The 21,320-nt window shown below is 53.2% G+C and carries 19 protein-coding genes; 5 read left to right on the top strand and 14 right to left on the bottom strand.

Going from position 1 to position 21,320, the window contains the following annotated elements; translation table 11 throughout:
• Positions 1 to 243 precede the first annotated feature (243 nt).
• A complete protein-coding gene (locus KQI79_RS16435) occupies positions 244 to 2,043 on the bottom strand; it encodes a glycoside hydrolase family 2 protein (RefSeq protein WP_216539335.1) in 1,800 nt (599 codons plus the stop codon).
• 34 nt (positions 2,044 to 2,077) lie between these two features.
• Positions 2,078 to 3,037, bottom strand: coding sequence for an ArsR/SmtB family transcription factor (locus tag KQI79_RS16430; RefSeq protein ID WP_216539334.1), 960 nt, complete (start codon positions 3,035 to 3,037; stop codon positions 2,078 to 2,080).
• A 359-nt stretch (positions 3,038 to 3,396) separates the two neighbouring features.
• Here KQI79_RS16430 and KQI79_RS16425 point away from each other — a divergent pair, with 359 nt between their 5' ends.
• A complete protein-coding gene (locus tag KQI79_RS16425) occupies positions 3,397 to 4,605 on the top strand; it encodes an MFS transporter (protein WP_216539333.1) in 1,209 nt (402 codons plus the stop codon).
• A gap of 680 nt (positions 4,606 to 5,285) precedes the next feature.
• Here the strand turns inward: KQI79_RS16425 and KQI79_RS16420 are convergent.
• A complete protein-coding gene (locus tag KQI79_RS16420) occupies positions 5,286 to 6,170 on the bottom strand; it encodes a VOC family protein (protein ID WP_216539332.1) in 885 nt (294 codons plus the stop codon).
• A gap of 144 nt (positions 6,171 to 6,314) precedes the next feature.
• On the opposite strand from KQI79_RS16420, the gene KQI79_RS16415 reads away from it, so the two are divergent.
• Positions 6,315 to 6,647, top strand: coding sequence for a winged helix-turn-helix transcriptional regulator (locus KQI79_RS16415; protein ID WP_216539331.1), 333 nt, complete (start codon positions 6,315 to 6,317; stop codon positions 6,645 to 6,647).
• Between the two features lie 43 nt (positions 6,648 to 6,690).
• On the opposite strand, the gene KQI79_RS16410 is transcribed toward KQI79_RS16415, so the two are convergent.
• Genes KQI79_RS16410 through KQI79_RS16400 form a run of 3 tightly spaced genes read right to left on the bottom strand, consistent with a single transcriptional unit; the run spans position 6,691 to position 9,605 of the window.
• On the bottom strand, positions 6,691 to 7,542 hold the full coding sequence (locus KQI79_RS16410; RefSeq protein WP_216539329.1) for an ABC transporter ATP-binding protein: 852 nt from the start codon (positions 7,540 to 7,542) through the stop codon (positions 6,691 to 6,693).
• A gap of 18 nt (positions 7,543 to 7,560) precedes the next feature.
• Positions 7,561 to 8,598 carry a FecCD family ABC transporter permease gene (locus KQI79_RS16405; protein ID WP_216539327.1) on the bottom strand — a complete coding sequence of 346 codons (1,038 nt, stop codon included), beginning with the start codon at positions 8,596 to 8,598 and terminating at the stop codon, positions 7,561 to 7,563.
• Positions 8,595 to 9,605, bottom strand: a complete 1,011-nt coding sequence (locus tag KQI79_RS16400) for a FecCD family ABC transporter permease (RefSeq protein WP_216539325.1) — start codon at positions 9,603 to 9,605, stop codon at positions 8,595 to 8,597. The genes KQI79_RS16405 and KQI79_RS16400 overlap by 4 nt, the downstream gene beginning before the upstream one ends.
• Positions 9,606 to 9,818: 213 nt before the next feature.
• On the opposite strand from KQI79_RS16400, the gene KQI79_RS16395 reads away from it, so the two are divergent.
• Positions 9,819 to 10,814: an ABC transporter substrate-binding protein gene (locus KQI79_RS16395; RefSeq protein WP_216539323.1), complete on the top strand. Its 996-nt coding sequence runs from the start codon at positions 9,819 to 9,821 to the stop codon at positions 10,812 to 10,814.
• Between the two features lie 80 nt (positions 10,815 to 10,894).
• Complete coding sequence (locus KQI79_RS16390; protein WP_216539321.1) at positions 10,895 to 11,938, top strand: hypothetical protein; 1,044 nt, start codon at positions 10,895 to 10,897, stop codon at positions 11,936 to 11,938.
• A 10-nt stretch (positions 11,939 to 11,948) separates the two neighbouring features.
• Here KQI79_RS16390 and KQI79_RS27670 read toward each other — a convergent pair whose 3' ends face one another.
• From KQI79_RS27670 to KQI79_RS16375, 3 genes are all read right to left on the bottom strand, one after another.
• Positions 11,949 to 12,137, bottom strand: a complete 189-nt coding sequence (locus KQI79_RS27670; RefSeq protein WP_301287933.1) for a DMT family transporter — start codon at positions 12,135 to 12,137, stop codon at positions 11,949 to 11,951.
• A 154-nt stretch (positions 12,138 to 12,291) separates the two neighbouring features.
• Positions 12,292 to 13,068, bottom strand: coding sequence for a MerR family transcriptional regulator (locus KQI79_RS16380; RefSeq protein WP_216539320.1), 777 nt, complete (start codon positions 13,066 to 13,068; stop codon positions 12,292 to 12,294).
• A gap of 1,017 nt (positions 13,069 to 14,085) precedes the next feature.
• The gene (locus tag KQI79_RS16375) at positions 14,086 to 14,958 is read right to left on the bottom strand and encodes an AraC family transcriptional regulator (protein WP_216539319.1); all 873 of its coding nucleotides are present in this window, start codon (positions 14,956 to 14,958) and stop codon (positions 14,086 to 14,088) included.
• Positions 14,959 to 15,168: 210 nt separating this feature from the next.
• Here KQI79_RS16375 and KQI79_RS16370 point away from each other — a divergent pair, with 210 nt between their 5' ends.
• The gene (locus tag KQI79_RS16370) at positions 15,169 to 16,452 is read left to right on the top strand and encodes a Gfo/Idh/MocA family protein (protein ID WP_216539318.1); all 1,284 of its coding nucleotides are present in this window, start codon (positions 15,169 to 15,171) and stop codon (positions 16,450 to 16,452) included.
• Between the two features lie 128 nt (positions 16,453 to 16,580).
• Here the strand turns inward: KQI79_RS16370 and sdaAA are convergent, their stop codons facing one another.
• From sdaAA to KQI79_RS16345, 5 genes are all read right to left on the bottom strand, one after another.
• Positions 16,581 to 17,486: an L-serine ammonia-lyase, iron-sulfur-dependent, subunit alpha gene (gene sdaAA, locus KQI79_RS16365; protein ID WP_216539317.1), complete on the bottom strand. Its 906-nt coding sequence runs from the start codon at positions 17,484 to 17,486 to the stop codon at positions 16,581 to 16,583.
• Between the two features lie 7 nt (positions 17,487 to 17,493).
• The gene (sdaAB, locus tag KQI79_RS16360; protein ID WP_216539316.1) at positions 17,494 to 18,171 is read right to left on the bottom strand and encodes an L-serine ammonia-lyase, iron-sulfur-dependent subunit beta; all 678 of its coding nucleotides are present in this window, start codon (positions 18,169 to 18,171) and stop codon (positions 17,494 to 17,496) included.
• A 36-nt stretch (positions 18,172 to 18,207) separates the two neighbouring features.
• Positions 18,208 to 19,287, bottom strand: a complete 1,080-nt coding sequence (locus tag KQI79_RS16355; protein WP_216539315.1) for a dihydrodipicolinate synthase family protein — start codon at positions 19,285 to 19,287, stop codon at positions 18,208 to 18,210.
• Positions 19,287 to 20,207, bottom strand: coding sequence for an NAD-dependent epimerase/dehydratase family protein (locus KQI79_RS16350; protein ID WP_216539314.1), 921 nt, complete (start codon positions 20,205 to 20,207; stop codon positions 19,287 to 19,289). Before KQI79_RS16350 ends, KQI79_RS16355 begins: the two co-directional genes overlap by 1 nt.
• 520 nt (positions 20,208 to 20,727) lie before the next feature.
• Entirely contained in the window at positions 20,728 to 21,312 is a 585-nt protein-coding gene (locus KQI79_RS16345) for a hypothetical protein (RefSeq protein ID WP_367398208.1), read from the bottom strand.
• Positions 21,313 to 21,320 lie beyond the last annotated feature (8 nt).

Genomic DNA, 21,320 nt, shown 5'->3' with positions numbered 1-21,320 from the left:
TGAAAAGGGTCCGAAATGTTGTATTTAGTACAACATACTCCCATAACCCTCTCTCTTCTCAACACTACCTGCTATTCCGCCAGTTCCGCATCCGTCCGCAAACGTTGCGCCGAACAGATACTATTTGCCGTCCTTCTCCTATGGAAACACGAACGGATCGCGCGCGTGAATTTGGTCCGCCGTTACGGTGCGCCCCGTCCGATATCCTAGTTTCATAATCGTTCTCAGGCTCCTTCCCCGCTATTACGCTTCGACGATTTCTTGATTCCACATGCCATGGATCTTTCGAATCTCGTTCAAATCGCATTTCGGCTTCCGGTCGTACGTCAACAAGCCGTTAATTTCCTGTTCCACGTCCGTCAACTGCGTATAGCAAAATCCGTGGATCGCGCGCGAAGCATACACGGCCTCGATGACTCTGCGGTACTCTTGCACGAAATCTTGTTCGTTCGAGACGGAAGTGTATCCCCATCCCTCTTCGGAGCCGATCTTGAAGGCGATTCCCCCGAATTCCGTCAATAGAATCGGCTCGCCTTGATGTGCGAATCCGTTCGCGTAAATGCGTCGTTTCGCCGGCTGGGATTTCAGAAGGTCTTCCTTGGTAGAGAGCGATTGTTTGTAATACTCGTATTTCCCCGTCTCTCCCGGAGCCCCGTGATTGTAATTGTGAATCGCGCAAATATCGGATTTCGTCAACTCCCAACCGTCATTGGAAATGACAAGCCGCGTCGTATCCAAGGAATGGATTAAATGATACATCGCCAAACTGTGATGCTGCTGCTGGCCGGAGCTGCGCACCATCGGAATGCCCCAGCTCTCGTTCAGCGGAACCCAAGCGAGAATTGATGGATGGTTGAAGTCCCTCTCTACGATTTCGATCCACTCTCTGGTTAATCTTGCGGCCGCATCTTCGCTGTAAGAAGGGGATGACGCGCATTCGCCCCATACGATATACCCCAAGACGTCCGCCCAATAAAGGAAACGCGGATCCTCCACTTTCTGATGCTTTCTGCAGCCGTTGAAGCCCATTTGCTTCGCCAATTCGATATCTTTCTTCAAATCCTCGTCGCTCGGCGCCGTCAGAAGACCTTCCGGCCAATAGCCTTGATCGAGGACAAGCTTTTGATAATAAGGTTTATTATTCAGATAGACCATGCCGTTCTCAATATGAACTTTGCGCATGCCGAAGTAGGATTGAACGCGATCCAATTCCGTGTCGGCATCTTTCAATAGAAATGTGACGTCGAATAAATTCGGCGTTTCCGGCGACCACGTCCAGCCGTTATGATGGTACGGCGTCCGGAAAATATGACGATTGAATACATGAATCGTCCGTTTCGTATACGCGGATTGCAGCCGGACCAGATCCGAAGCGACAAGCTCGCCTTTGAAGGAAATCCTGATTTCGGCCTCTTTCCCTTTGTAATCGCCCGTCGTTTCCCACTCGATCGCAACTTCTCCCGTGTCGACGTTCGGGTAATACTTCACTTTCTCGATCCGCGTCGGCCGAACGGCTTCGAGCCATACGGTTTGCCAAATGCCAGTCGTACGCGTATACCAAATCGCCTCCGGCTTCTCGATCCAGAATTGTTTGCCGCGGGGAATCGTTTCCTCCGTGGACGGGTCTTCGACCCGAACGGTAACCTGTTCCCGTTCCCAAGTCAATTCATCGGTAATATCGAAATGGAACGGAACGTTGCCTCCTTCGTGCGTGCCGACAAATTGCCCGTTCACATATACCCATGCGCGATAATCGACGGCGCCGAAGTGCAATAGGACGCGTTTGCCTTTCCACGCTTCGTTCACCGTAAATTCGCGGCGGTACCAAACGACGTCATGGAACGAAGGATCGCCGATTCCGCTCAATTTCGTCTGATAAGCGTAAGGCACTTCGATCTTGCGGGTGAAGAAGGAATCGCCGGTATACCATTTCCGGCTTGCGCCCACATTGTTGTCGTCGAATTCGAACTGCCATGTGCCGTTGAGATTGGCCCAATCTTCCCTTACAAACTGAGGCCTGGGATATTCCATCCGATGTACCATGAATAACACGCTCCTATGATGTTATTAATTTGGATCATTCATGCTCGTAATAAATTCTCATTTGCAAATCGGTTTCATAATTTCCGAATTTTCGGCCGAACAAGTTGATTCCGCCTTCGTGCTGCGCGTCGGGCTTTACCCCGATCCGAACCGTAATAGTCGATTGCTCGTCCGCATGCAATGCGCTCACTCGCGTATCCGAAATTTTCCTTCCGTCGATAAACGATCCGTCCGCGTTAATGCGCCATGTTTTGAGAAGACCGTATTGCGTATTCTCGACGCCCCACCAGGACGGGGTCAGCAGACCGCGCTCTCCGCCGAAATCTCCGGGACTCGTCCAAGTACCCAGCTCCTTTCCATTCATCCATAATGTTATATCTGAAGGCCAGTCCGGATTATGGAGCGGCGCTTCCGAACAAACTTCCATCGTCAGTTCCAATTGGCGAATGATCGATCCGCGCGGAGCCCGATTCGGAAAACGGTACTCCAAGTAACCTTTGCGAAACCAGATCAGCTGTGCGTTCATGCGCTCCGGTTCAAAAAACGATCTCGGCTCGTCCATTTCCCCGATAATCGACGTCTCGCTCAACATGCCGCATGTCGGCAGGACGTCCGAATCGACGTAATGGCCGATCGGCAGAGCGACGGTGGCGCAATGATCGGAGGGCGGCGGATTGAAGTAAGAGAAGTCGGCAACGATTCTGCTGAAGACGGCTGCGCATACTTTCTGGGTCCCTCTCGTTCCGGGAATCATTTCCGTTTTGATGAGTCCCGCATCCTCCAGCTTTTTAATGTTAATGGCGGCTGTCGAGGCGGGAAGATTGAATTTCTCGGATATTTCCACCACGTTCATCGGCCTTTCGAGCAGGCTTTTGAACATTTCGATGCGCAGCTCTGTCGAGAGCGCTTTCGCAATATGAATAAAATCGTCGATATTGGTGGTCAATATTCGATTCAATTTCGAATGATCGGAAAAATCGATTTCAATGCTCACGTTAACCTTTCTCTCCTTTCTACGCTTCGAATTTTGTTGATTTTTTGTTGAGTACAAATCAACAACTTTTATTGTTGTAAATACAGTTTAATTATGTATATAACAATAATTATTGAAGTAAAATTTCTTTCATTATATGCAATAACAGTTTTTTTGGCAACATAAATTTTCTCTTATCCGAGATGGCTCTTTGACCGCTCTATCTTTCGCATCTACCTTATCAAATAGCGTCCTTTACGATTCCCCGGGAAATGAACTTTCGGCGGTCCTTATGGCTCTACGATTCGGAATGGAAAGAAAAAAACGGAAGATTGAGGTATAATAGGTGGGACAAATGTGTTCGGCTTGGAGTGAAGATCATGGAAACGTGGAAGAAAAACTTATGGATATTATGGTTCGGCTCATTTATCGTCTCGTCCAGCTTCTCGATGGTTATCCCGTTCTTGCCGCTGTTTCTGATCCAAATCGGCGTGAAAGACCATATTGAACTATGGTCCGGCATTTTGTTCAGCAGCGCTTTTCTGGCGGGGGCGGTATCGTCTCCTTTCTGGGGAGCCATTGGGGACAAATACGGGCGCAAGCCGATGATTATCCGGGCCGGCCTGGTACTGTGCGTCATTTATCTGCTGACCGCATTCGTGACCAATCCGTTTCAACTGCTCGCGCTGCGGCTGCTGCAAGGCCTGTTGTCCGGTTTCATTCCGGGGGCGATCGCGCTCGTAGGGACGAACACGCCGGAGAGAAGGGTAGGCTACGCTTTATCGATGATGTCGACGGCTACCGCAACCGGCAGCATTATGGGGCCGATGCTGGGCGGCGTGTTGTCGAAGATTTTCGATAACCGGGTCGCTTTTGGCAGCGCGGGCGTGCTCTGCTTTCTTGCGACGATGCTCATCATTTTTTGGGTTAAGGAGGAATCGTTCGTGCCGAGCAAAGACAGCGGCGCGATCAGCCACACGATTCGTTTGGCGGCGCAAAACAAACCGTTCATCGTCATCCTCGTCTTAACGCTGTGCACCCAATTCTCGGTGATGACGATCGAACCGGTGCTGCCGCTGTACATCGTCGAGCTCGGCATTCCGGCGAGAGACGCCTCGCTCGCCGCGGGCATCGTCTTCTCGCTGGTCGGGGTCGCCAGCATTATATTCGCTCCCCGCTGGGGGAAGCTGGCCGACCGGATCGGTTTCCATAAAATATTGCTCATCGGCTTGCTGGCGGGAGGCATCGGAACGCTGCTTCAAATTCCGTTTCACAACATTTGGTGGTTCTCCATCATCCGGTTCGCGTACGGCATTTTCTTCTGCGCGGTGTTCCCGGCGCTGAACGGCCTGGTCGTGCGGACGACGGAAAGCGAGTTCCGCGGACGAGCCTTCAGCTTGAACCAGACCGCCAACCAACTCGGCGGCATGCTTGGCCCGATCGTCGGCGGGGCCATCAGCGGCGTGTTCTCCATTCACGCCGTGTTCTGGGCGACCGGCCTGCTGCTGCTCGCCACGATGAGCTTGGCTTATTGGTCGCAGCGCCATACGAAACGACCCGCGCCGATGAAACGCGGCGCGGGTGCGTAATAGAAGCCAGCCCGAAGTCGTTCCGTATTTGACTTCGGGCTGGCTTTGCCTCGCAATACTGATCCTGTACATGTGTATGAAAAATCATACACATTGAGCGGTACATGGATCGAATCAGGCGACTTTGTTCGAAATATCATACTAAAATCGCGATTTGAGCTCTGATCCTGTACATATGTGTGAAAAATCATACACATTGAGCGGTGCATGGATCGAATCAGGCGATTTTGTTCGAAATATCATACACAAATCGCGATTTGAGCTTTGATCCTTGTACATGTGTATGAAAAATCATACACATTGAGCGGTACATGGATCGAATCAGGCGACTTTGTTCGAAATATCATACACAAATCGCGATTTGAGCTTTGATCCTGCACTGGCGTTGCGTCGAAAAAGCCCTGCGATTATGCAGGAATTCCGCCCCATACCATCCCATTCCCATCATGGCGAGATAAAAGATGCATTTTCGCAGGCTTTGCTGCAGCAACCGATCGAAACGGGTTAAAAGATGCACATTTGCAGGTTTCTGAATGAAAGGTCTTTCATTGCCTCGCTTTTCTTTCCCGCTGGAGCGGATGGTTTGCAAAGACGACTATACTGCTTCGTCATCTAATTGATGCAACGCTAGTGCCTCAAAATCCGCTAATCAATGCAGTTGCTGTCTTTTCGGCAAAATCTCATTTTTGCGATGCGATCAACTTGATTTCAATGCCCGTAGGATCCGTGACGAACCACGCTTGATCATGTTCCCGCACCGCTATTCCCGCGCGGCCGATCCGGTCGAGGAGCTTCTTCAATTCGGCTTCGCCCGGCATCACGATCGTATAATAACCGATCCCGGTTCCATTCGCCGGCGGCATCGGCGTACCGGCCCCGGCCCAAACATTCAAGCCGATATGGTGATGATACCCGCCCGCGGACACGAACAGCGCCCCCATCTGCCGCATATAATTTCCGATCAGCTCGAATCCTAGCACGTCGCAATAGAATCGGCCGGATTCCGCGATGTCGCTAACGTGAAAATGCATATGCCCGATCTTCGTATCGGGCGGCAACGCCGCCGTCTCGCTCGAACTGCCGGCCGCTTCCTGCAGCAGCCCTTCCCAGTCGATCGGATCGGTAGCCATCCGAATCTGCCCGTCCTTGTCCCGCGGCCACTCCTCCCGCGGACGATCGCGGTATATTTCGATCCCGTTGTAATCGGGATCCGAAATGTATAGCGCTTCGCTGACTAGATGATCCGCTTGGCCGATGTGGATTCCAAGATCGATCAGTCTGCGCAAAACAATGCCCAAAGCTTGGCGCGTAGGCACAAGAATGGCGAAATGGTACAGCCCGCTTGCGGTTCTCGGCTGCGTAATCGAAGCGTTCGGCACTTCTTCCAGAACGACCAAAACTTTATGCCCATCAGCGGTAAGATGAGCGCGATTGCCCTCTCGTTTCAAGATGCGCAAACCGACAACATGTTGATAAAAGGCAAGGGAATGTTCGAGATTGCTGACTTTAAGCTGGACTTCGCCCAGTTCCAAGCCGGGATGTATCGTAGAGGTTGCGGAGCTCAATTGATCTACCTCCTAATTTTTCAAGTTGTTTACTTTTTGTAAGTTAGTTTAAAATAATATATTAATACTGTCAAGTGTGTAAATTTTATTTTGTAACTATATTAAGGCTAAGGTATACTTGGTTCGTAGCGAGGTGAAATTACAATGGAGCCGCAATCATTATGCCCTCTTGTGGAAAAAGGAATACAGATGTTGAGCAAACGTTGGACCGTATTGATTGTGCACCAATTGCTTGCCGGTCCGCAACGATTTGGCGCCATTGAAGAGGCCATCCCGATTAGCGGAAGGCTGTTATCGGAAAGGTTGAAGGAATTGGAACAGGAAGGAATCGTAATGCGCGAGGTGTTTCCGGAGACGCCCGTCCGCATCCAATATTCCTTGACCGACAAAGGATATGCGCTGAAGCCGATGATCCGGGAGATCGAGAAATGGTCGCGCGAATGGATCGTCCCGGAGGATGCGGAGCGGCCGACATGAACAATGCCTGCCGGAAAAGCGGCGGGCATTGAGCAGCTTGCGGCTATGAGGAATGAATGGCCGTCTTGGCTTCGCTTCCCTTGCCATGCTGCGCCTTCCCCTCCGGCAGCGGGAAGCATTTGCTGTAAGGAATGCACATCGGAGTACCGTACAACGGATCGAGGATCATCCGGCACTCCATATCAAACACGGTGCGCACCAATTGTTCCGTCATGACCTCTTCCGGCCTTCCTTCGGCATGCACGGTTCGATTATGGACGGCAACGATGTGATGGGCGTAGCGGCAAGCGAGGTTCAGATCGTGCAACACCATGACGATGGTGCGCTTCTCTGCCGAGTTCAGTTCGAACAGCAGATCGAGAATTTCCATCTGATGGGACATATCCAAGTACGTCGTCGGTTCGTCGAGCAGTATCGTCTCCGTCCCTTGCGCCAGCGTCATCGCGATCCAGGCGCGCTGCCGTTGGCCGCCCGACAGCGAATCGAGCGGATGATCCGCAAGCGCGGTAAGCTTGGTCGCCTCGAGCGCCTTCGCCACCATCCGTTCGTCCTCCTCCGACCATTGCTTCAACCAGCTTTGATGCGGATAGCGGCCCTGCTTGACAAGCTGCAATACGGTCAGCCCGTCGGGCGCATTCGGGCCTTGCGGCAAAATGGCGAGACGTTTCGCCACTTCTTTGGTCGACTGTTTGGCAATCGCTTTCCCGTCGAGCAAAATCACGCCTTCCTTCGGTTTCAATAGCCGCGCCAGCGAGCGCAGCAGCGTCGATTTCCCGCAGCCGTTGCTGCCGATCAGCACGGTAATCTCCCCGACAGGAATATGCAAATCGAGGCCTTCGATAATATTCTGTTCTCCGTAGGTTAAAGTTAACTGCCTAGTTTGCAAGGCGTGCATACGTTTTGCTCCTTTCGGTTATCGCTTGCGATTTCGATATAACAAATAAATGAAGAACGGGGCGCCGACCGCCGACGTAAAGACGCCGACCGGGACGTCAATCGGCGAAAAGGCGGTTCTTGCGATCAAGTCGGCAACGACGACGATCAACGCGCCGACGCAGGCAGACAAGGGCATCGCTCCGCCGAAGGACGGGCCTGTCATTTGCTTGGCGATATGCGGCGCGAGCAAAGCGACGAAGCTGATCTCGCCGCCGACGGCAACGGCCGCTCCGGTAAGCGCGGCGCAAATGACGAGCAAGGCAAACCGGTCGAATTGAATTCGCGTTCCGACGCCTGTCGCGATTTCATCCCCCAATTGCTGGACGTTTACGCGCCGCGTCATCAGCAATGCCAGCAATAGTAAGATGACGATCCACGGAGCAATTAATTGCACATCGTTCCAGTCCACCCCGTATATGCTGCCTGTCAACCATAGTGTTGCCTTATTTTGCAAAATAAACGGACTAAACATGATCAAGATCGTAATGACCGCGTTGGCCGCAATTTTCATGCCTACGCCGATCATGACCAGCCGCAGCGAAGACACTCCTTTTTTCCATGCCAGCGCGTAAATGACAAGCGTGATCAACGTCGCGCCTGCAAACGCGGCCGGAGGAAGCCATTTGATGCTGGCGGTATCGAAGTAGAGCAAGAAGCCGACAGCCGTTACGGACGCCCCTCCTGTTATCCCAAGAATATCGGGCGAAGCGAGCGGATTTCTTACGATGCCTTGCATGATGGCGCCGGCCGCCGCAAGCGCAGCGCCGACCAAGATCGCGACGAGCACCCGCGGCAGCCGGAATTGCTTCACGACGATTTCGTTCTGTTCCGTCCCCATGCCTGCGAATACTTTCAAGACGTCGACCGGATGAATTTTCAATTCGCCGATGCCCAGGCTGACGACCGCGGCCGCAATGACCAGCAATGCAAACAGCAAGGTGAGCAGCAGAGTTCTTTTATGAATAAGCAACGAGAACGTACCTTTGCGGCCCCGCAGTGTAGCGTATGATTTCATTTCTGATTGATCCCCTTTCGAACCACGTAGAAGAAGAACGGAACGCCAATGAGCGCGGTCATGGCGCCGATCGGCACTTCGGCCGGCATGGCGATAAACCGGGCCGCGATATCGGCCAACAATAGAATGGCGGAACCGAGCGCACCGCTATATATGAAGATCCACAACATCCGCTGCCCGGCCAAATAGCGGGCAAGATGCGGCGTGACTAAGCCGACAAAACCGATCGGTCCCGCAACCGCGACGGAGCTGCCGCAGAGCAGGACGATCGCCGCGCCGGCGGCGATTTTTACCATAATCGTGCGCTGCCCCAATCCTTTGGCCACATCGTCGCCCATCAGCAAAATTTGAATCGGGCGCGCGAGGACGAAAGAGGCCGCCCAGCCGGCGATCATATAAGGAAGCACCGCTTGCAAGTATTCCAATTTGCGGCCGCCAACCGAGCCCGACAGCCAGAACAGCACTTCGTCCAGCGCTTTCTCGTTCAGCACGAGCATGCCGTGACGCGCCGAACCGGCCAAGGCGGTAATCGCCGCTCCCGCCAAAATAAGCTTGACCGGCGTCATTCCGTCGCGGCCAAGCGAACCGAGCATGTAAACGATCAAGCCGCTGACCGCCGCTCCCAGGAAGGCGATCCAGGTGAACGAGGATAACGAGCTAATACCGACGAACGTCACGGCAAATACGACGAACAAGGCGGCGCCGGCGTTCAGGCCGAACAATTCGGTATCGGCGACCGGGTTGCGCGTCAACGCTTGCAGAAGCGCTCCGGCGATGCCCAGGCTGGCTCCGACCGCCAGTGCGTTCAGTACGCGGGGAACTCTGACATCCGTAATGACGATATGTTCGTTGGAACCGTTGAAACGCGTAAACGCATCGATGACTGTGTTCCAATTCGTATCGATGACTCCGAAGACAAGACTGGCGTAGCTTAAATATAGCAGCAGAAGGAATAGGATTCCCAATCCGGTTAGTTTCAGTACGCGATTATGCAGTAAACCTTTCATTTCTTATGATCATCCCCAGCTCGAATTCGGTTCTATCTCAAATCCATCTATCTATTATTATCAAATACCAGTGTAATGACAAAACGAATCGATTGTCAATGAATTTGAGAATCATTATCAATTTTACGCTTGACTTTTAAATTAAATGGTTGTAGCATAAGTCTAGTTTATTGAAAATCATTCTCATTCTCATTGCGAAGGGGTTAACAAGGCATGTCACTACGTACTTATCACACGAAAGCATTTATTGCCTTAATGCTGGCGCTTATCCTTATCATGACCGGCTGCGGCGGTCAGCAAGCGGAACAACTTGCGACGGGCAAGCCGGCGGAGCAAGCGTCCGATAACGGAAACCAACAGGAAGCGTCATACACGGTCAAGCATGCGATGGGCGAAACCCCGATCCCAGGCACGCCGAAGCGCGTCGTCGTTCTTACGGCACAAGGGGTGGAAACGTTGGCTTCTTTGGGCGTCAAGCCTGTTGGAGCAGTCGGCTCCTGGACGGATCCGACATCCTTCTACCATATTGTAGAGAAACAAATGGAAGGCGTCACGATCGTCGGAACGGAATCGCAGCCGAATCTGGAAACAATCGTCGGGCTGAAACCGGACTTGATTCTGGGGATGAAATTCCGTCACGAGAAAATATACCAGCAACTGTCGGCGATCGCTCCGACCGTATTCGTCGAAGAGCCGCGGGGCGACTGGAAGGATAATTTCATGCTATATGCCGAAGCGTTGAACAAAAAGGCCGAAGGGGAACAAATTCTCGCCGATTACGATAAACGCGTCGACCAGTTTAAAGCAAACGTCGGCGACAAATTGAATACGAAAGTGTCGGTCGTTCGTTTCATGCCGGGACGCGTCCGCATCATGTATAACGATACGTTCCTCGGCTCCATCTTGAAGGAACTGGGAGTCGCCAGACCGGAATCGCAAGATCAAGACAAATTCGCCGATGAAGTCACACGCGAACGAATCCCGGAAATGGATGGCGATATTCTGTTCTACTTCTCTTATGAGACGGGCGACGGCGAAGCGTCCAAGCTCGAGGAAGAATGGACCAAAGATCCGCTATGGCAAAACTTGAACGCGGTGAAAAACAACAAAGCGTTCAAAGTGGACGACGTAGTCTGGAACACATCCGGCGGCGTCCTCTGCGCCAATCAAGTGATCGACGAGTTGGAAAAATATTTGCTGGAAAACTAAGCGACAGAAATCCCCGTTATGATGCAACGGGGATTTTTTTAAATGATGAGGAATTTATTTCATTAAAAAGGGGGATTTCCATGAAAGCAGGTACCGCACGGGCTGCGGCATCCGATTGGGTCATGCGTTGCGCAAGCTTGGAAGAGGGATTTATGGGGGCGTATTTCAGCGGCTCGACGGTCGGCCTGTCCGATGACGCGGAGCTGCCGGCATCCTCCGACATTGATGTCGTTCTTGTCAGCTCATTAGAAGAACCGCCGCCCAAGCCCGGAAAGTTCGTCTATCGCGGCGCGCTGATCGAGGGCACCTATATTTCCTGGAAACAGCTCTCTTCGGTCGAAGAAGTTCTTGCAAACTATCATCTGGCCGGCAGTTTCCGCGCGAACACCATCATTGCCGATCCTACCGGCGAACTGCACAAATTGCAAGCTGAGGTGTCGCGCCGCTTCGCCGAGCGGATGTGGGTGCGCCGCCGCTGCGAGAACGCCCGGCAAAGGGTCGAGCACGGGCTCCGTGCCATCGATATATCCGCGCCATTGCATGATCGGGTGACGTCATGGCTGTTCCCGACCGGCGTCACGACGCATGTTCTGCTTGTAGCCGCGCTTCGCAACCCAACCGTGCGGCTCCGCTACCTCGCCGTACGCGATGTGCTGGCGGAATACGGCCGTGCCGGGTTGTACCCCGAGCTGCTGGAACTGCTCGGCTGCGCTCATCTGACTCCGGATCGAGTCGAACATCATCTCGACGGTCTCGCCCGGACATTCGACGTCGCTGCCGCCGCGGCCAAGACGCCGCTTGTCTTCAGCACAGATATTACCGCCGCCGCGCGCCCGATTGCCATCGACGGAAGCCGGGAACTCATCCGCGCAGGCTTTCATCGCGAAGCGGTCTTCTGGATCGCGGCGACCTATGCGCGCTGCCACAGCATATTGGCGGCCGACGCCCCGGCGGAACTGCAGCGCAAGCTCGCTCCCAACTTCGAGGCGATCGTCGCCGACCTCGGCATCGCATCTGCCGACGATTTCCTGCGCCGCGCCGAGGATGTCATTCGCTTCCTGCCCCGGTTATGGGAAGCCGCCGAGGGGATGATGCGCGAGAACCCGGACATTACAGGCCAATAGCATCACGGTTTCATACGGTGAGCCCTAGCCCGATAATCGTACCTACGATGCCGGCGATGCAAACGATCCGCAACAGAGTAACGCGTTCTTGGAAAAACAGGATACCGACGGTCGCCGTTCCGCTCGTCCCGATCCCGGTCCAGACCGCGTATGCGACGCCGAGCGGAACGGATTCCAAAGCTTGCGCCAACAGCCACAGGCTTACGCAGAACCATGGATTATAACGGCGTTCCGGGACTCTCCGGGGAGCTTCGTCGCGCGTAACCGCCGACTCGCGCTTCGCAGGCGCTGCACAACGACAAATAACGATAGATGAATGAGCAAGCTCCTTCTCATTCGGACTCCCGCCCTACTCAGTCTTCCTGTTCGTCTTGAACGAAATACTCGATCATCTCCTCAATATAAGCGGCCAATTCGCGGTCATGGCCGTACACCGGCGACGTCTCGCCCGCTTCGGGGACGATCCGGCTCCAATATTTATCCAACAGGGCGGCATTTCCTTGAAAAAATTCAAGCGCCAAGTGATATAACTGTTCGGCAAGCCGCTGCGCTTCGGGGGAAACCGGGGACAAATGCATGTTCAAGCGAATAGCGCCAATCAATTCGACATATCGTTCCGCACGCGGGTCGAAACTGCCCAGCACAGGCAACCCGGATAAAACTTCGATCTCTTCTTGCGTAAAATCCTCCCTGGAGAAGACGGGGCGTACCGCTCCGTTATCCAGTTCCCTCCCTTGCAAAGCTTGAATTAAGCCGTTGATCTCCCGGACTTCGATTTTGCCGCTCATCCGGATCGCGTGAATCGTCGTTTGCAGCAATAATTGTTTCCGGACCAACTCGTTTTTCTCCCGCTCGATCCACTCCATTTGCTCTTCCAACGATTGAATCCAGCTTTCGTTTTCCTTATGCGCTTGCCCGGATTTGTCGAACACCTCTTTCATTTGTTCCAATGTAAATCCGAGCGATTTCAGCAGCAATATTTTTTGCAATTTCATTAATGCGCCATCATCGTAATAACGGTATAAATTATTCTTTACCTTCGTCGGGGTCAGCAAGCCGATCTCATTGTAATAATGCAGCGTCCGCCTGCTAATATTGGCGATTTTGCCCAATTCGCCGATGCTGTACATCGTTATCACCTCCCGCTCATTATAAAGTATAACGTATACGTGAAGGTCAACATCGAATATTTTCGAACGGCTCTTACCGTTCATCCGCCGCAAAGAAACCCGCCTGCGCTTCCCGCCTTCCGCAATACCCGCAAGCCGGGCCCCTCGCCCCACGCAAAAAAACCGGACCTGGAGTCCGGGGCCGGTTGTCTTGGAAAAGGTTAGCGGCGAAGCGACGCCAATGCGCCGGACCAGGCAATCACTTGATTCAACATATCATTGACATGTTTCTCGTGCAATTCCGCCGGCTTAAACGTTCATTTCCCGACTTGCGGGCTTACCCGCCCTGAACGGGTGCTTCCCAAAATCATTCCTATTTTCATTTGATGATTTGCCATCGTTCCTTACTCCCTCCACGATATTAGATATTTTTTATATCTTTATGTATGTTAAAGCGATGATACTGGTACCGGTTCATTTTGTCAATATTTTTATTGACATCTATTTTTTTAGACGATGATGGGAGCGGGCGCAGGACAATGCAAAGAGGAGTTGAACCGACGGGAGAATAAGGGCGAGCTTGTCGATGCCGGTGAAGCGTTTTTTTCAGCCTTTTGTGGAAATCCCCTTCGTTCAGAATACAGACAGCCCGATTGAATCGCTGCTTGAACTCCTGAACGATGATTTGCCCGGGAACCTGTCGGACTTGCTGACGAGCTTGCACCTAACACGCTTTTATGGCGTTGTAATTATCGTTTATAGTTCTGTTTGCTATAATTCCGTATCCTGAAGCAAGGGGATTTCGACAGAAGGGGGAAAAAGAAGAAGAGGCCGGGATCGGCGGAAACAAGGAAAGGAAACCGAGATTTGACGCGTGGCGAATGCGAATTCCTGCAATGAGAGCCGATTTCATCATACCGCTGGCGGCTGACGCCCCGTCGGGCCCAATATGGATTGTCAGTTTCGTTAGCGCCAAACAAGGAGCGTAGTTCCGCGCGGGTCTCCCTCGAAATGTAGATGTTGGATGCAACGTTACTGCTAATTTTCCGAAACATATTTTTTTCGGTATTGGACCGGGGTGTCGTTTTTGTATTTGCGAAAAAGCCTGCTGAAATAATTGGGGTTATCGATCCCCACGGCTTGGGCGATCTTCGTCATCGTCCAATCCGTCGTTCTGATCAGTTCCTCGGCTTTATTCATTTTGTGGAGTTGCACGTATTCGATAAACGTCCTGCCAACGGTCGCTTTGAACACCCGGCAAAAGTGGTAAGCGCTCATATTGGCGATTTCGGCCGCGCGCTTTACGGTCGCGTGATCCGTACTGTCGTCTTCGATATAGGCGATCACCTCTTTTAACTTCTCCAGATTTTTTCGTTCCATTTCGCGCGTCTTCAACCTTTTCTGCGAAATCGGAGAAAACCGGGTCATCGCAATCATCAACAAAAAAAGATACGACTTGATGGCGAGTTCATATCCGCTATTCCTGAAGTCGAATTCGCCCACAATTTTGAAAACAATCTCCGCGACGGTGTTATACTGAGGATCCCCGGGGCTGAGCATAGACGGAATATTGATATCGTAAGTCAGCAACGGCGCGAGCTCCGAGTTCGTCAAGTCCGATTTCACCAAGCGCCCGCGGTTAAATAGTATCGTATAGTAACTGGAATTCCTGTCAAAACTGATTCCTTCATGGATCTCGCCCTCGCGAATGAACAGGAGATCGCCCTCACAAGCGGTCACGGTTTGCCCGCCGATCAGAAAGTCCAGGCTCCCCCGCTTCATATAAATGATCTCGAATACGTCGTTATGATAATGGGACGGGAAGGTTTGTCCGGTTTGGTATAACATTTTGTACGAAAAAATATGTTGACTCGTGATCGGAAACTCTTGAAAGCTCTCCAATCGTTCCATGCTCCCACCTCGCTTCCCCAAGCTGCATTTCAGAAATTAATAGCAAAATTGTATCATAACGCGAAAGAACACTCAAAATCTAAACGTCCCAATTAAAATAAATTTAGCAATATTGTGCTATAAAATGAGCAAAGATGTATAGAGACGAAAGCAGGGGAGAGGTTTATAATCAAAGTCAAATTCAACGTCAAAAACCATAGAGGTGGCGTAATGAAAAAAGTTAAAGTTGCCGTAATAGGCGCCGGCCAACGCGGCGAAGTGTATGCGGGATATGCAATCGGGCATCCGCTGGAAATGGAGGTTGTCGCCGTTGCCGATCCCGACCGGCCGCGGCGGATGAAATTCCAGGAAGCGCACGGCATTGCCGACGATCTATGCTTCGACCATTGGGATTCCTTGCTTAATCGGCCCCAACTTGCCGACGCCGTATTCATCTGCACGCAAGATCAAATGCACTTCGATCCGACTATGAAGGCGTTAGCGGCGGGCTATCATGTGTTGCTGGAAAAACCGATGTCAACGACCCCTGACGAATGTGTGAAAATGGCGGGGCAAGGAAGAAAGTACGATCGGATTTTCTCCATATGCCATGTGCTCCGATATACGCCCTTTTTCGGAACCATTAAGCGACTGCTCGACGAAAGGAAGATCGGAGATCTCGTGTCCATACAACATAACGAGAATGTCGGTTATTGGCACCAGGCTCACAGCTTCGTAAGAGGAAATTGGCGCAAAAAGGCGGATTCCAGTCCGATGATCCTGGCGAAATCATGCCATGACCTCGATATTTTGTTGTGGCTGGCGGGCGGCGAATGCACGTATCTATCCTCATTCGGTTCCCTCAAGCATTTCACTGCCGAGAATGCTCCGGAAGGAGCGCCAAGCCGCTGCCTGGACGGTTGTCCGGCAGCCAAAAGCTGCGCCTATTACGCGCCGAAAATCTATCTGACGGATCGGGTCGACTGGCCGACTTCGACGATCACGAACGATTTAAGCTACCAAGGCAGGCTGAAGGCGCTGCAAGAAGGGCCGTACGGAAGATGCGTCTACCATTGCGACAATGATGTGGTGGATCATCAAGTCGTCAACATAGAGTTTGCGGGAGGAATAACGGCCGCTTTCACGATGAGCGCTTTCACCAACGAATGCGGCAGAACGATCAAATTAATGGGAACCAAAGGCGAAATTCGCGGCGCGATGGAAAAAAACGAAATTGAGGTCACATACTTCGAAACGGGATTCACCGAGACGATTTCATTACACGTTCAAGGAGGGCATGTCGGTCACGGCGGAGGCGATCATCGTCTGGTCGAAGACTTTCTCGCTCTTGTCCGCGGCGACGGCGCCGGGAAAGCGCTGACAACCGCCGCCACATCTCTGCAAAGCCATATGATGGCTTTCGCGGCAGAGGAATCGAGATTGACGAAACAAGTCATTTATATGCCTGAATACATGCAACAGTCTGCGGCAATATCCAATTCGCATATTGGCTAACGGAGAGACGATACCGATTTTCATTCGTTTCGTCATACCAATCGCGATTTGGCAATCGCGGCCAACAACGATTCGCCCGGCGGAATGCAATTAATTCTTGAGCAATTGTCGGCCGCGAGCAAGCAAGCTCATGTTGTGTCCCCCTCTTTATTACGCGGTCGCGTCCCGTACAACCGCTTCATCAATTGCCGGCCGGTCGGCGTCTGCGCCAGACCGCCTTGAGCCGTTTCCCGATGTTTCTCGGGCATGGCGCTGCCGACTTCAAGCATAACCCCGATCACTTCGTCCGAAGGAATGACGCTGCGTACCCCGGCCAGCGCCATGTCCGCGGCCGCCAAAGCGGTGACCGCTCCGAAGCCGTTGCGCACGACGCATGGAATCTCCACCAAACCGGCCACCGGATCGCAGATGAGGCCGAGCGAATTTTTGAGCGCCAGTCCGACGGCGTGCACCGCCTGCCGCGGCGTTCCCCCGCGCAGTTCCGTCAATGCGCCTGCCGCCATGCCGATCGCCGATCCTACTTCCGCCTGACAGCCTCCCTCGGCACCGGACACAAACGAATTGTTGGCGATCACGTATCCGATGGCTCCGGCGCTAAATAGGCCCGTAACCATCTTTTCGTCGTCCCAGCCGAATCGTTCCTGCGCGCTAACGAACACGCCGGGAATGATTCCGCAAGATCCGGCGGTCGGAGTCGCGATAATTCGTCCCATTGAAGCGTTCACTTCGGATACGGCCAGAGCGTAAGCCATGGACCTGCACGCCGCCTCGCCCAATGAGGGAGTTTCCAGCTCCATATAGGTTCGTACGCGCTGCGCATCCAAACCGGTCAGACCGCTTCGGGACGTTGTATCCTCCTCCAGCCCTTTTCGCACCGCTTCCTTCATCACTTGATAATAAACCGCCATTTGGGCGAACGCTTCGCTCTCGCTCTTGCCGCTTTCCCTCGCTTGCTCCCGAATCATCAGTTGGCCGATCGAGACCGATTCTTGATGACAAAGCTCAACGATATTTTCCAACGTTGAAAATCTCATGCCCGCCTCACTCCTCCTTCGCCGCCAAATCGATCAGGCAAACGCGCCGCACATCCGGCAATCGAAGTATGCGCTCCGTCCATAAACCGGAAATCGGTCCATCCATCTCAAGCACCGTCAAGGCATCGCCGCTTCGCGATTTCCGGTCGACTTCCATATAACCGATATTCGCGCCGGCCTGCCTGAATACATCGGTCACCTCGGCGATCACGCCCGGGCGGTCGCCGTGAAAGATCAACAAAGTCGGATAACTCGCCGTAAACTTGACGTCGAAACGGTTGACGCCGATCACTTCGATATTGCCGCCTCCAATGGAACAGCCCGTAACCGTATCTTCCCGCTCTCCGCGACGCAAGCGGATTTGGGCGGTATTCGGGTGCGCGGGCCGAAGCGCGGACGCCGTAATGTTCACCGACATCCCCGCTTCCTCGGCCAGTTCGAGCGCGTCTTTGATTCCGGCGTCGTCCGCCTGCAAGTCAAGCAAACCGGCCACCAGCGCCAGATCCGTTCCATGTCCCCGATACGTCGATGCGAACGAACCGTAGAAAACGATGTCGGCCCGCTCCGGCATTCCGCCCAGAATGCGCCTGGCCGCGCGGCCCAGCCGAACGGCGCCGGCGGTATGGGAACTCGACGGTCCGATCATGCTCGGCCCGATTATGGAGAACACATCTTTGAAACGCATACTCCCCCTCCATTTCCATTCCATCCGGAGCCGGCGTTATTGGTCCGGCTCCGCTAACCAATCCCCGAGATGCCGGGCGACGAAATCGTCGTCGTTCAAATCCGGGTATTGCGCATAGACGCGGCTAATCTCCTCCGCCTGCCCCGGAGACAACGTTTCTTCCGGATTCAGGCACCACGTTCCTTGCAGCAGCCCTTGTCTATGCAGCACCTCGTGAATGCCCGGAATGCAGCCCGCGAATCGGTGGGCGGGATCGAAGAAAGCGGCGTTGCAATCCGTCACCTGAACGTTGCGGGTAAGCCACTCTTTGGATATTTCGTTCCGGCCCCGCACTTTCTTCATTTCTTCCAACAGCCGCACCGCCTTCTCGGTCCAGACCGCCCAGTGGCCAAGCAGGCCGCCCACGATGCTTTTTTCCACCGTCGTTCCGTCGACTTCGAACCGGTATGTCGTCAGCAGATCGACGATAATGTTATCGTCGTTGCCGGTGTACAGAGCAATTTCGTCCCGTCTGCCCGAATGGCACACGGCGCGGACGACATCGAGCGTTTGGTAGCGGTTGAAAGGCGCCATCTTGATCGCAACTACATTGGGAATGTCCGCGAATGCCCGCCAGAACTCGTAAGTGAAGATCCGGCCGCCGACAGAAGGCTGCAAATAAAATCCGATCACCGGCATCGTCTCCGCGATCCGTCTCGTCCGCTCGAGAATCTCCTCCTCGCTCCAGTCCGCCAAGCCTCCCATGCTGAGAAGTCCCGCGTCGTATCCGAGCTCCGCCGCGATTCGCGCTTCTCGCATCGCTTGTTCGGTCGGCCCGCATAGGCCGGCCACCTTCAGGAAAGGGCGATCCGGCTTCGCCCGGTCCACTTCTTGCGCAGCCATGCGCAACACCGGCTCATACAAATTATGCTGCGGTTCGCGAATTTCGAACTGCGTCGAGTGAACGCCAACGGCAACCCCCCCGGCGCCCGAGGCGATGTAGTAACGAGTGAGCGCGCGTTGGCGTCTCTCATCCAGCTTGCGGTCCGCGTCCAGCGCGAGCGGATGGGCGGGAATGACGAGTCCGTCATGCAGCGCTTGCGATTGTTCGGACGTGAGCGTTTTCCGAAACGTCATTAAAATTTCCCCTCTCTTTCCTGAAAGTGAGTCGCTTTATTCCAGGTCGTTCCCCCGGCCCTGATCCATTCCGCCAACCACTCGATCATTTGCAGCAGCGATACCCGCGGGTATCCGAACCACTGATGCGATTTGGAAGCATTGTTCAGCAGCGCCGTTTCCGATGCCGTCCCCTCAAACCGCGGTTCCTTGCCGAGCCGTTTGGCGAATTCGCCGGCGGCCCAGCGTACAGACATCGATTCCGGTCCCGTAATATTGACGATTTGCGGCGGATTCGCACATTTCGTCAAACAGCGCAACGCCATTTCATTGGCGTCTCCCTGCCAGATCACATTGGCATGGCCCATCGTCAGATCGATCGTCCGCTCTTCGTTAACCGCCTTGGCAATCTCCAGCAGCACGCCGTAGCGCATATCGCTGGCGTAATTCAAGCGATAGAACACCATCGGGGTTCCGTTCTTATGAGCATAATATTCGAAAATCCGCTCGCGTCCTAGGCAAGATTGCGCATATTCCCCGATCGGCCCCGGAGGAATCCTGCCGGGAAGATAAGCGTTCATCGCCCATGTAAAATGCTCTCTGCCCGTCGTCCCGAACTTATTGCCGACCATATAAATCACATTGCGCGCCTCTGGAAGCGCCTTCAATTCTTCGTCGTTGAGCAGATCGCAGGAAATCGTTTCGACCCCCGCCGCTTCAAGCTCTTTGCGCACGTTTTCGTCGGAGAAGCGCGATACGCCAATGATCCGTTTCGGCCGGCCGCTTTTACGAATCGCGTTCGCAGCCAGTCTCGCCATGCTCGGTCCCATTTTACCGCCAACCCCAAGCAGGACAAGATCGCCGTCCATCGCCCCGATGTCGTCGATTAACGCTTGCGAAGGAGCCGCCAATTTTTGTTCCAGTTCCTCAACCGTTTTCATCTCGTTTTTCCCCTTTCCATAGCATCTTGATTCCATCATAGCCTCCTGAAACATATAAAGACAAGTCATTTAATCATCTTTAAATAACGCCTCCGGACGGGGTTATCCGTGTCGAAACATCAAAAAAAAGCCCCTCTCACCGGCGAGTGCGGTAATGAAGAGCTATATGTCAAATGACAACTAGCGTTGCAAAGACCTTTTTGTTTGAAAAAGAGAATGCAACGTTAATGCAAATAAGACCGTTTACCAGATCATGGATCCTCTGTCCGCGTTGCGAATGGTTTATGCGCAAAACTGCGTCTTCGTCTGACTTGGCGGACACAGCTTCCGTTAAATTGGATAAATGAGCGTTTTTTCGGCGTTTGAAGGACACACGTTCCTTTATTTGACTCGGAACGGGCCCAAATAAGACGATTTGTCACAGATAACGAATTCTCTGTCCTTCAACTTGCCCAAACGGGGCATTTTCGCCAAATAAGGGATCCTCTGTCCGCGTTGCGGCATAAACGTCGCAAAGTCTTTAATAAGGGGATGGTTCATCGCCTTTGGACTGCTTGGGTGGCCGGCCCTTCGCCACTTTTTCCATGCCCGCGATTTCGGCCAAGCCGTTATCCATCCATAGCAGAATGAGACGATGCGCGCTTCGGTCCGTAATTTGCAATACGGACGCCAGCTCGTGAACGTTGTACTCCGTCTTGCCGCAACGCGCCATATGATTCAGAAGCTTGCTGAGATAGGAGCTTGTCATTCGGGCGTCTTCCGCTTTTTTGATCAGATCGGCGCGGGTTGGCGAGAGCACGGTTCGCATCGAGTCGGCCATTTCTAGCGGCCCGATCAGCGTTTGATCTTCGCGGACGATAAAGCAAACGTTGCCGCCCGCCTCCTTCGATTTGCGCAACGCTTTGCGGGCGTTCGTTCCCGCTTCATTGCCCGACGCGCCGAATCCGATCCCCAGGCTCAAAATGGTTCCGTACGTTTTTTTGGCGTCTTTGGCCAGAGGAATCGTTTTGTTAGCCGCCCGTTTCCCGTTCGAATAGGCCCCGGGTCGTAAAAAAAGATATTCGTCTCCGCCGAGAGGGGTGATATATCCGTCCAGCGATTCCACATATTCGA

Origin of the sequence: Paenibacillus sp. MSJ-34 (assembly GCF_018918005.1) — a bacterium.
Lineage (GTDB): Bacteria > Bacillota > Bacilli > Paenibacillales > Paenibacillaceae > MSJ-34.
Note: the sequence above shows the minus strand (reverse complement) of the source record. Positions and strands in the feature narration are given on the sequence as shown.

Coding starts and splice junctions, on each gene's coding strand:
- KQI79_RS16400 (WP_216539325.1), bottom strand. CDS start 9,605: ATGAAAGGTTTACTGCATAATCGCGTACTGAAACTAACCGGATTGGGA.
- KQI79_RS16380 (WP_216539320.1), bottom strand. CDS start 13,068: ATGTACAGCATCGGCGAATTGGGCAAAATCGCCAATATTAGCAGGCGG.
- KQI79_RS16410 (WP_216539329.1), bottom strand. CDS start 7,542: ATGCACGCCTTGCAAACTAGGCAGTTAACTTTAACCTACGGAGAACAG.
- KQI79_RS16435 (WP_216539335.1), bottom strand. CDS start 2,043: ATGGTACATCGGATGGAATATCCCAGGCCTCAGTTTGTAAGGGAAGAT.
- KQI79_RS16355 (WP_216539315.1), bottom strand. CDS start 19,287: ATGACGTTTCGGAAAACGCTCACGTCCGAACAATCGCAAGCGCTGCAT.
- sdaAA (WP_216539317.1), bottom strand. CDS start 17,486: ATGAGATTTTCAACGTTGGAAAATATCGTTGAGCTTTGTCATCAAGAA.
- KQI79_RS16415 (WP_216539331.1), top strand. CDS start 6,315: ATGGAGCCGCAATCATTATGCCCTCTTGTGGAAAAAGGAATACAGATG.
- KQI79_RS16395 (WP_216539323.1), top strand. CDS start 9,819: ATGTCACTACGTACTTATCACACGAAAGCATTTATTGCCTTAATGCTG.
- KQI79_RS16405 (WP_216539327.1), bottom strand. CDS start 8,598: ATGAAATCATACGCTACACTGCGGGGCCGCAAAGGTACGTTCTCGTTG.
- KQI79_RS16350 (WP_216539314.1), bottom strand. CDS start 20,207: ATGAAAACGGTTGAGGAACTGGAACAAAAATTGGCGGCTCCTTCGCAA.
- KQI79_RS16375 (WP_216539319.1), bottom strand. CDS start 14,958: ATGGAACGATTGGAGAGCTTTCAAGAGTTTCCGATCACGAGTCAACAT.
- KQI79_RS16425 (WP_216539333.1), top strand. CDS start 3,397: ATGGAAACGTGGAAGAAAAACTTATGGATATTATGGTTCGGCTCATTT.
- sdaAB (WP_216539316.1), bottom strand. CDS start 18,171: ATGCGTTTCAAAGATGTGTTCTCCATAATCGGGCCGAGCATGATCGGA.
- KQI79_RS16370 (WP_216539318.1), top strand. CDS start 15,169: ATGAAAAAAGTTAAAGTTGCCGTAATAGGCGCCGGCCAACGCGGCGAA.
- KQI79_RS16390 (WP_216539321.1), top strand. CDS start 10,895: ATGAAAGCAGGTACCGCACGGGCTGCGGCATCCGATTGGGTCATGCGT.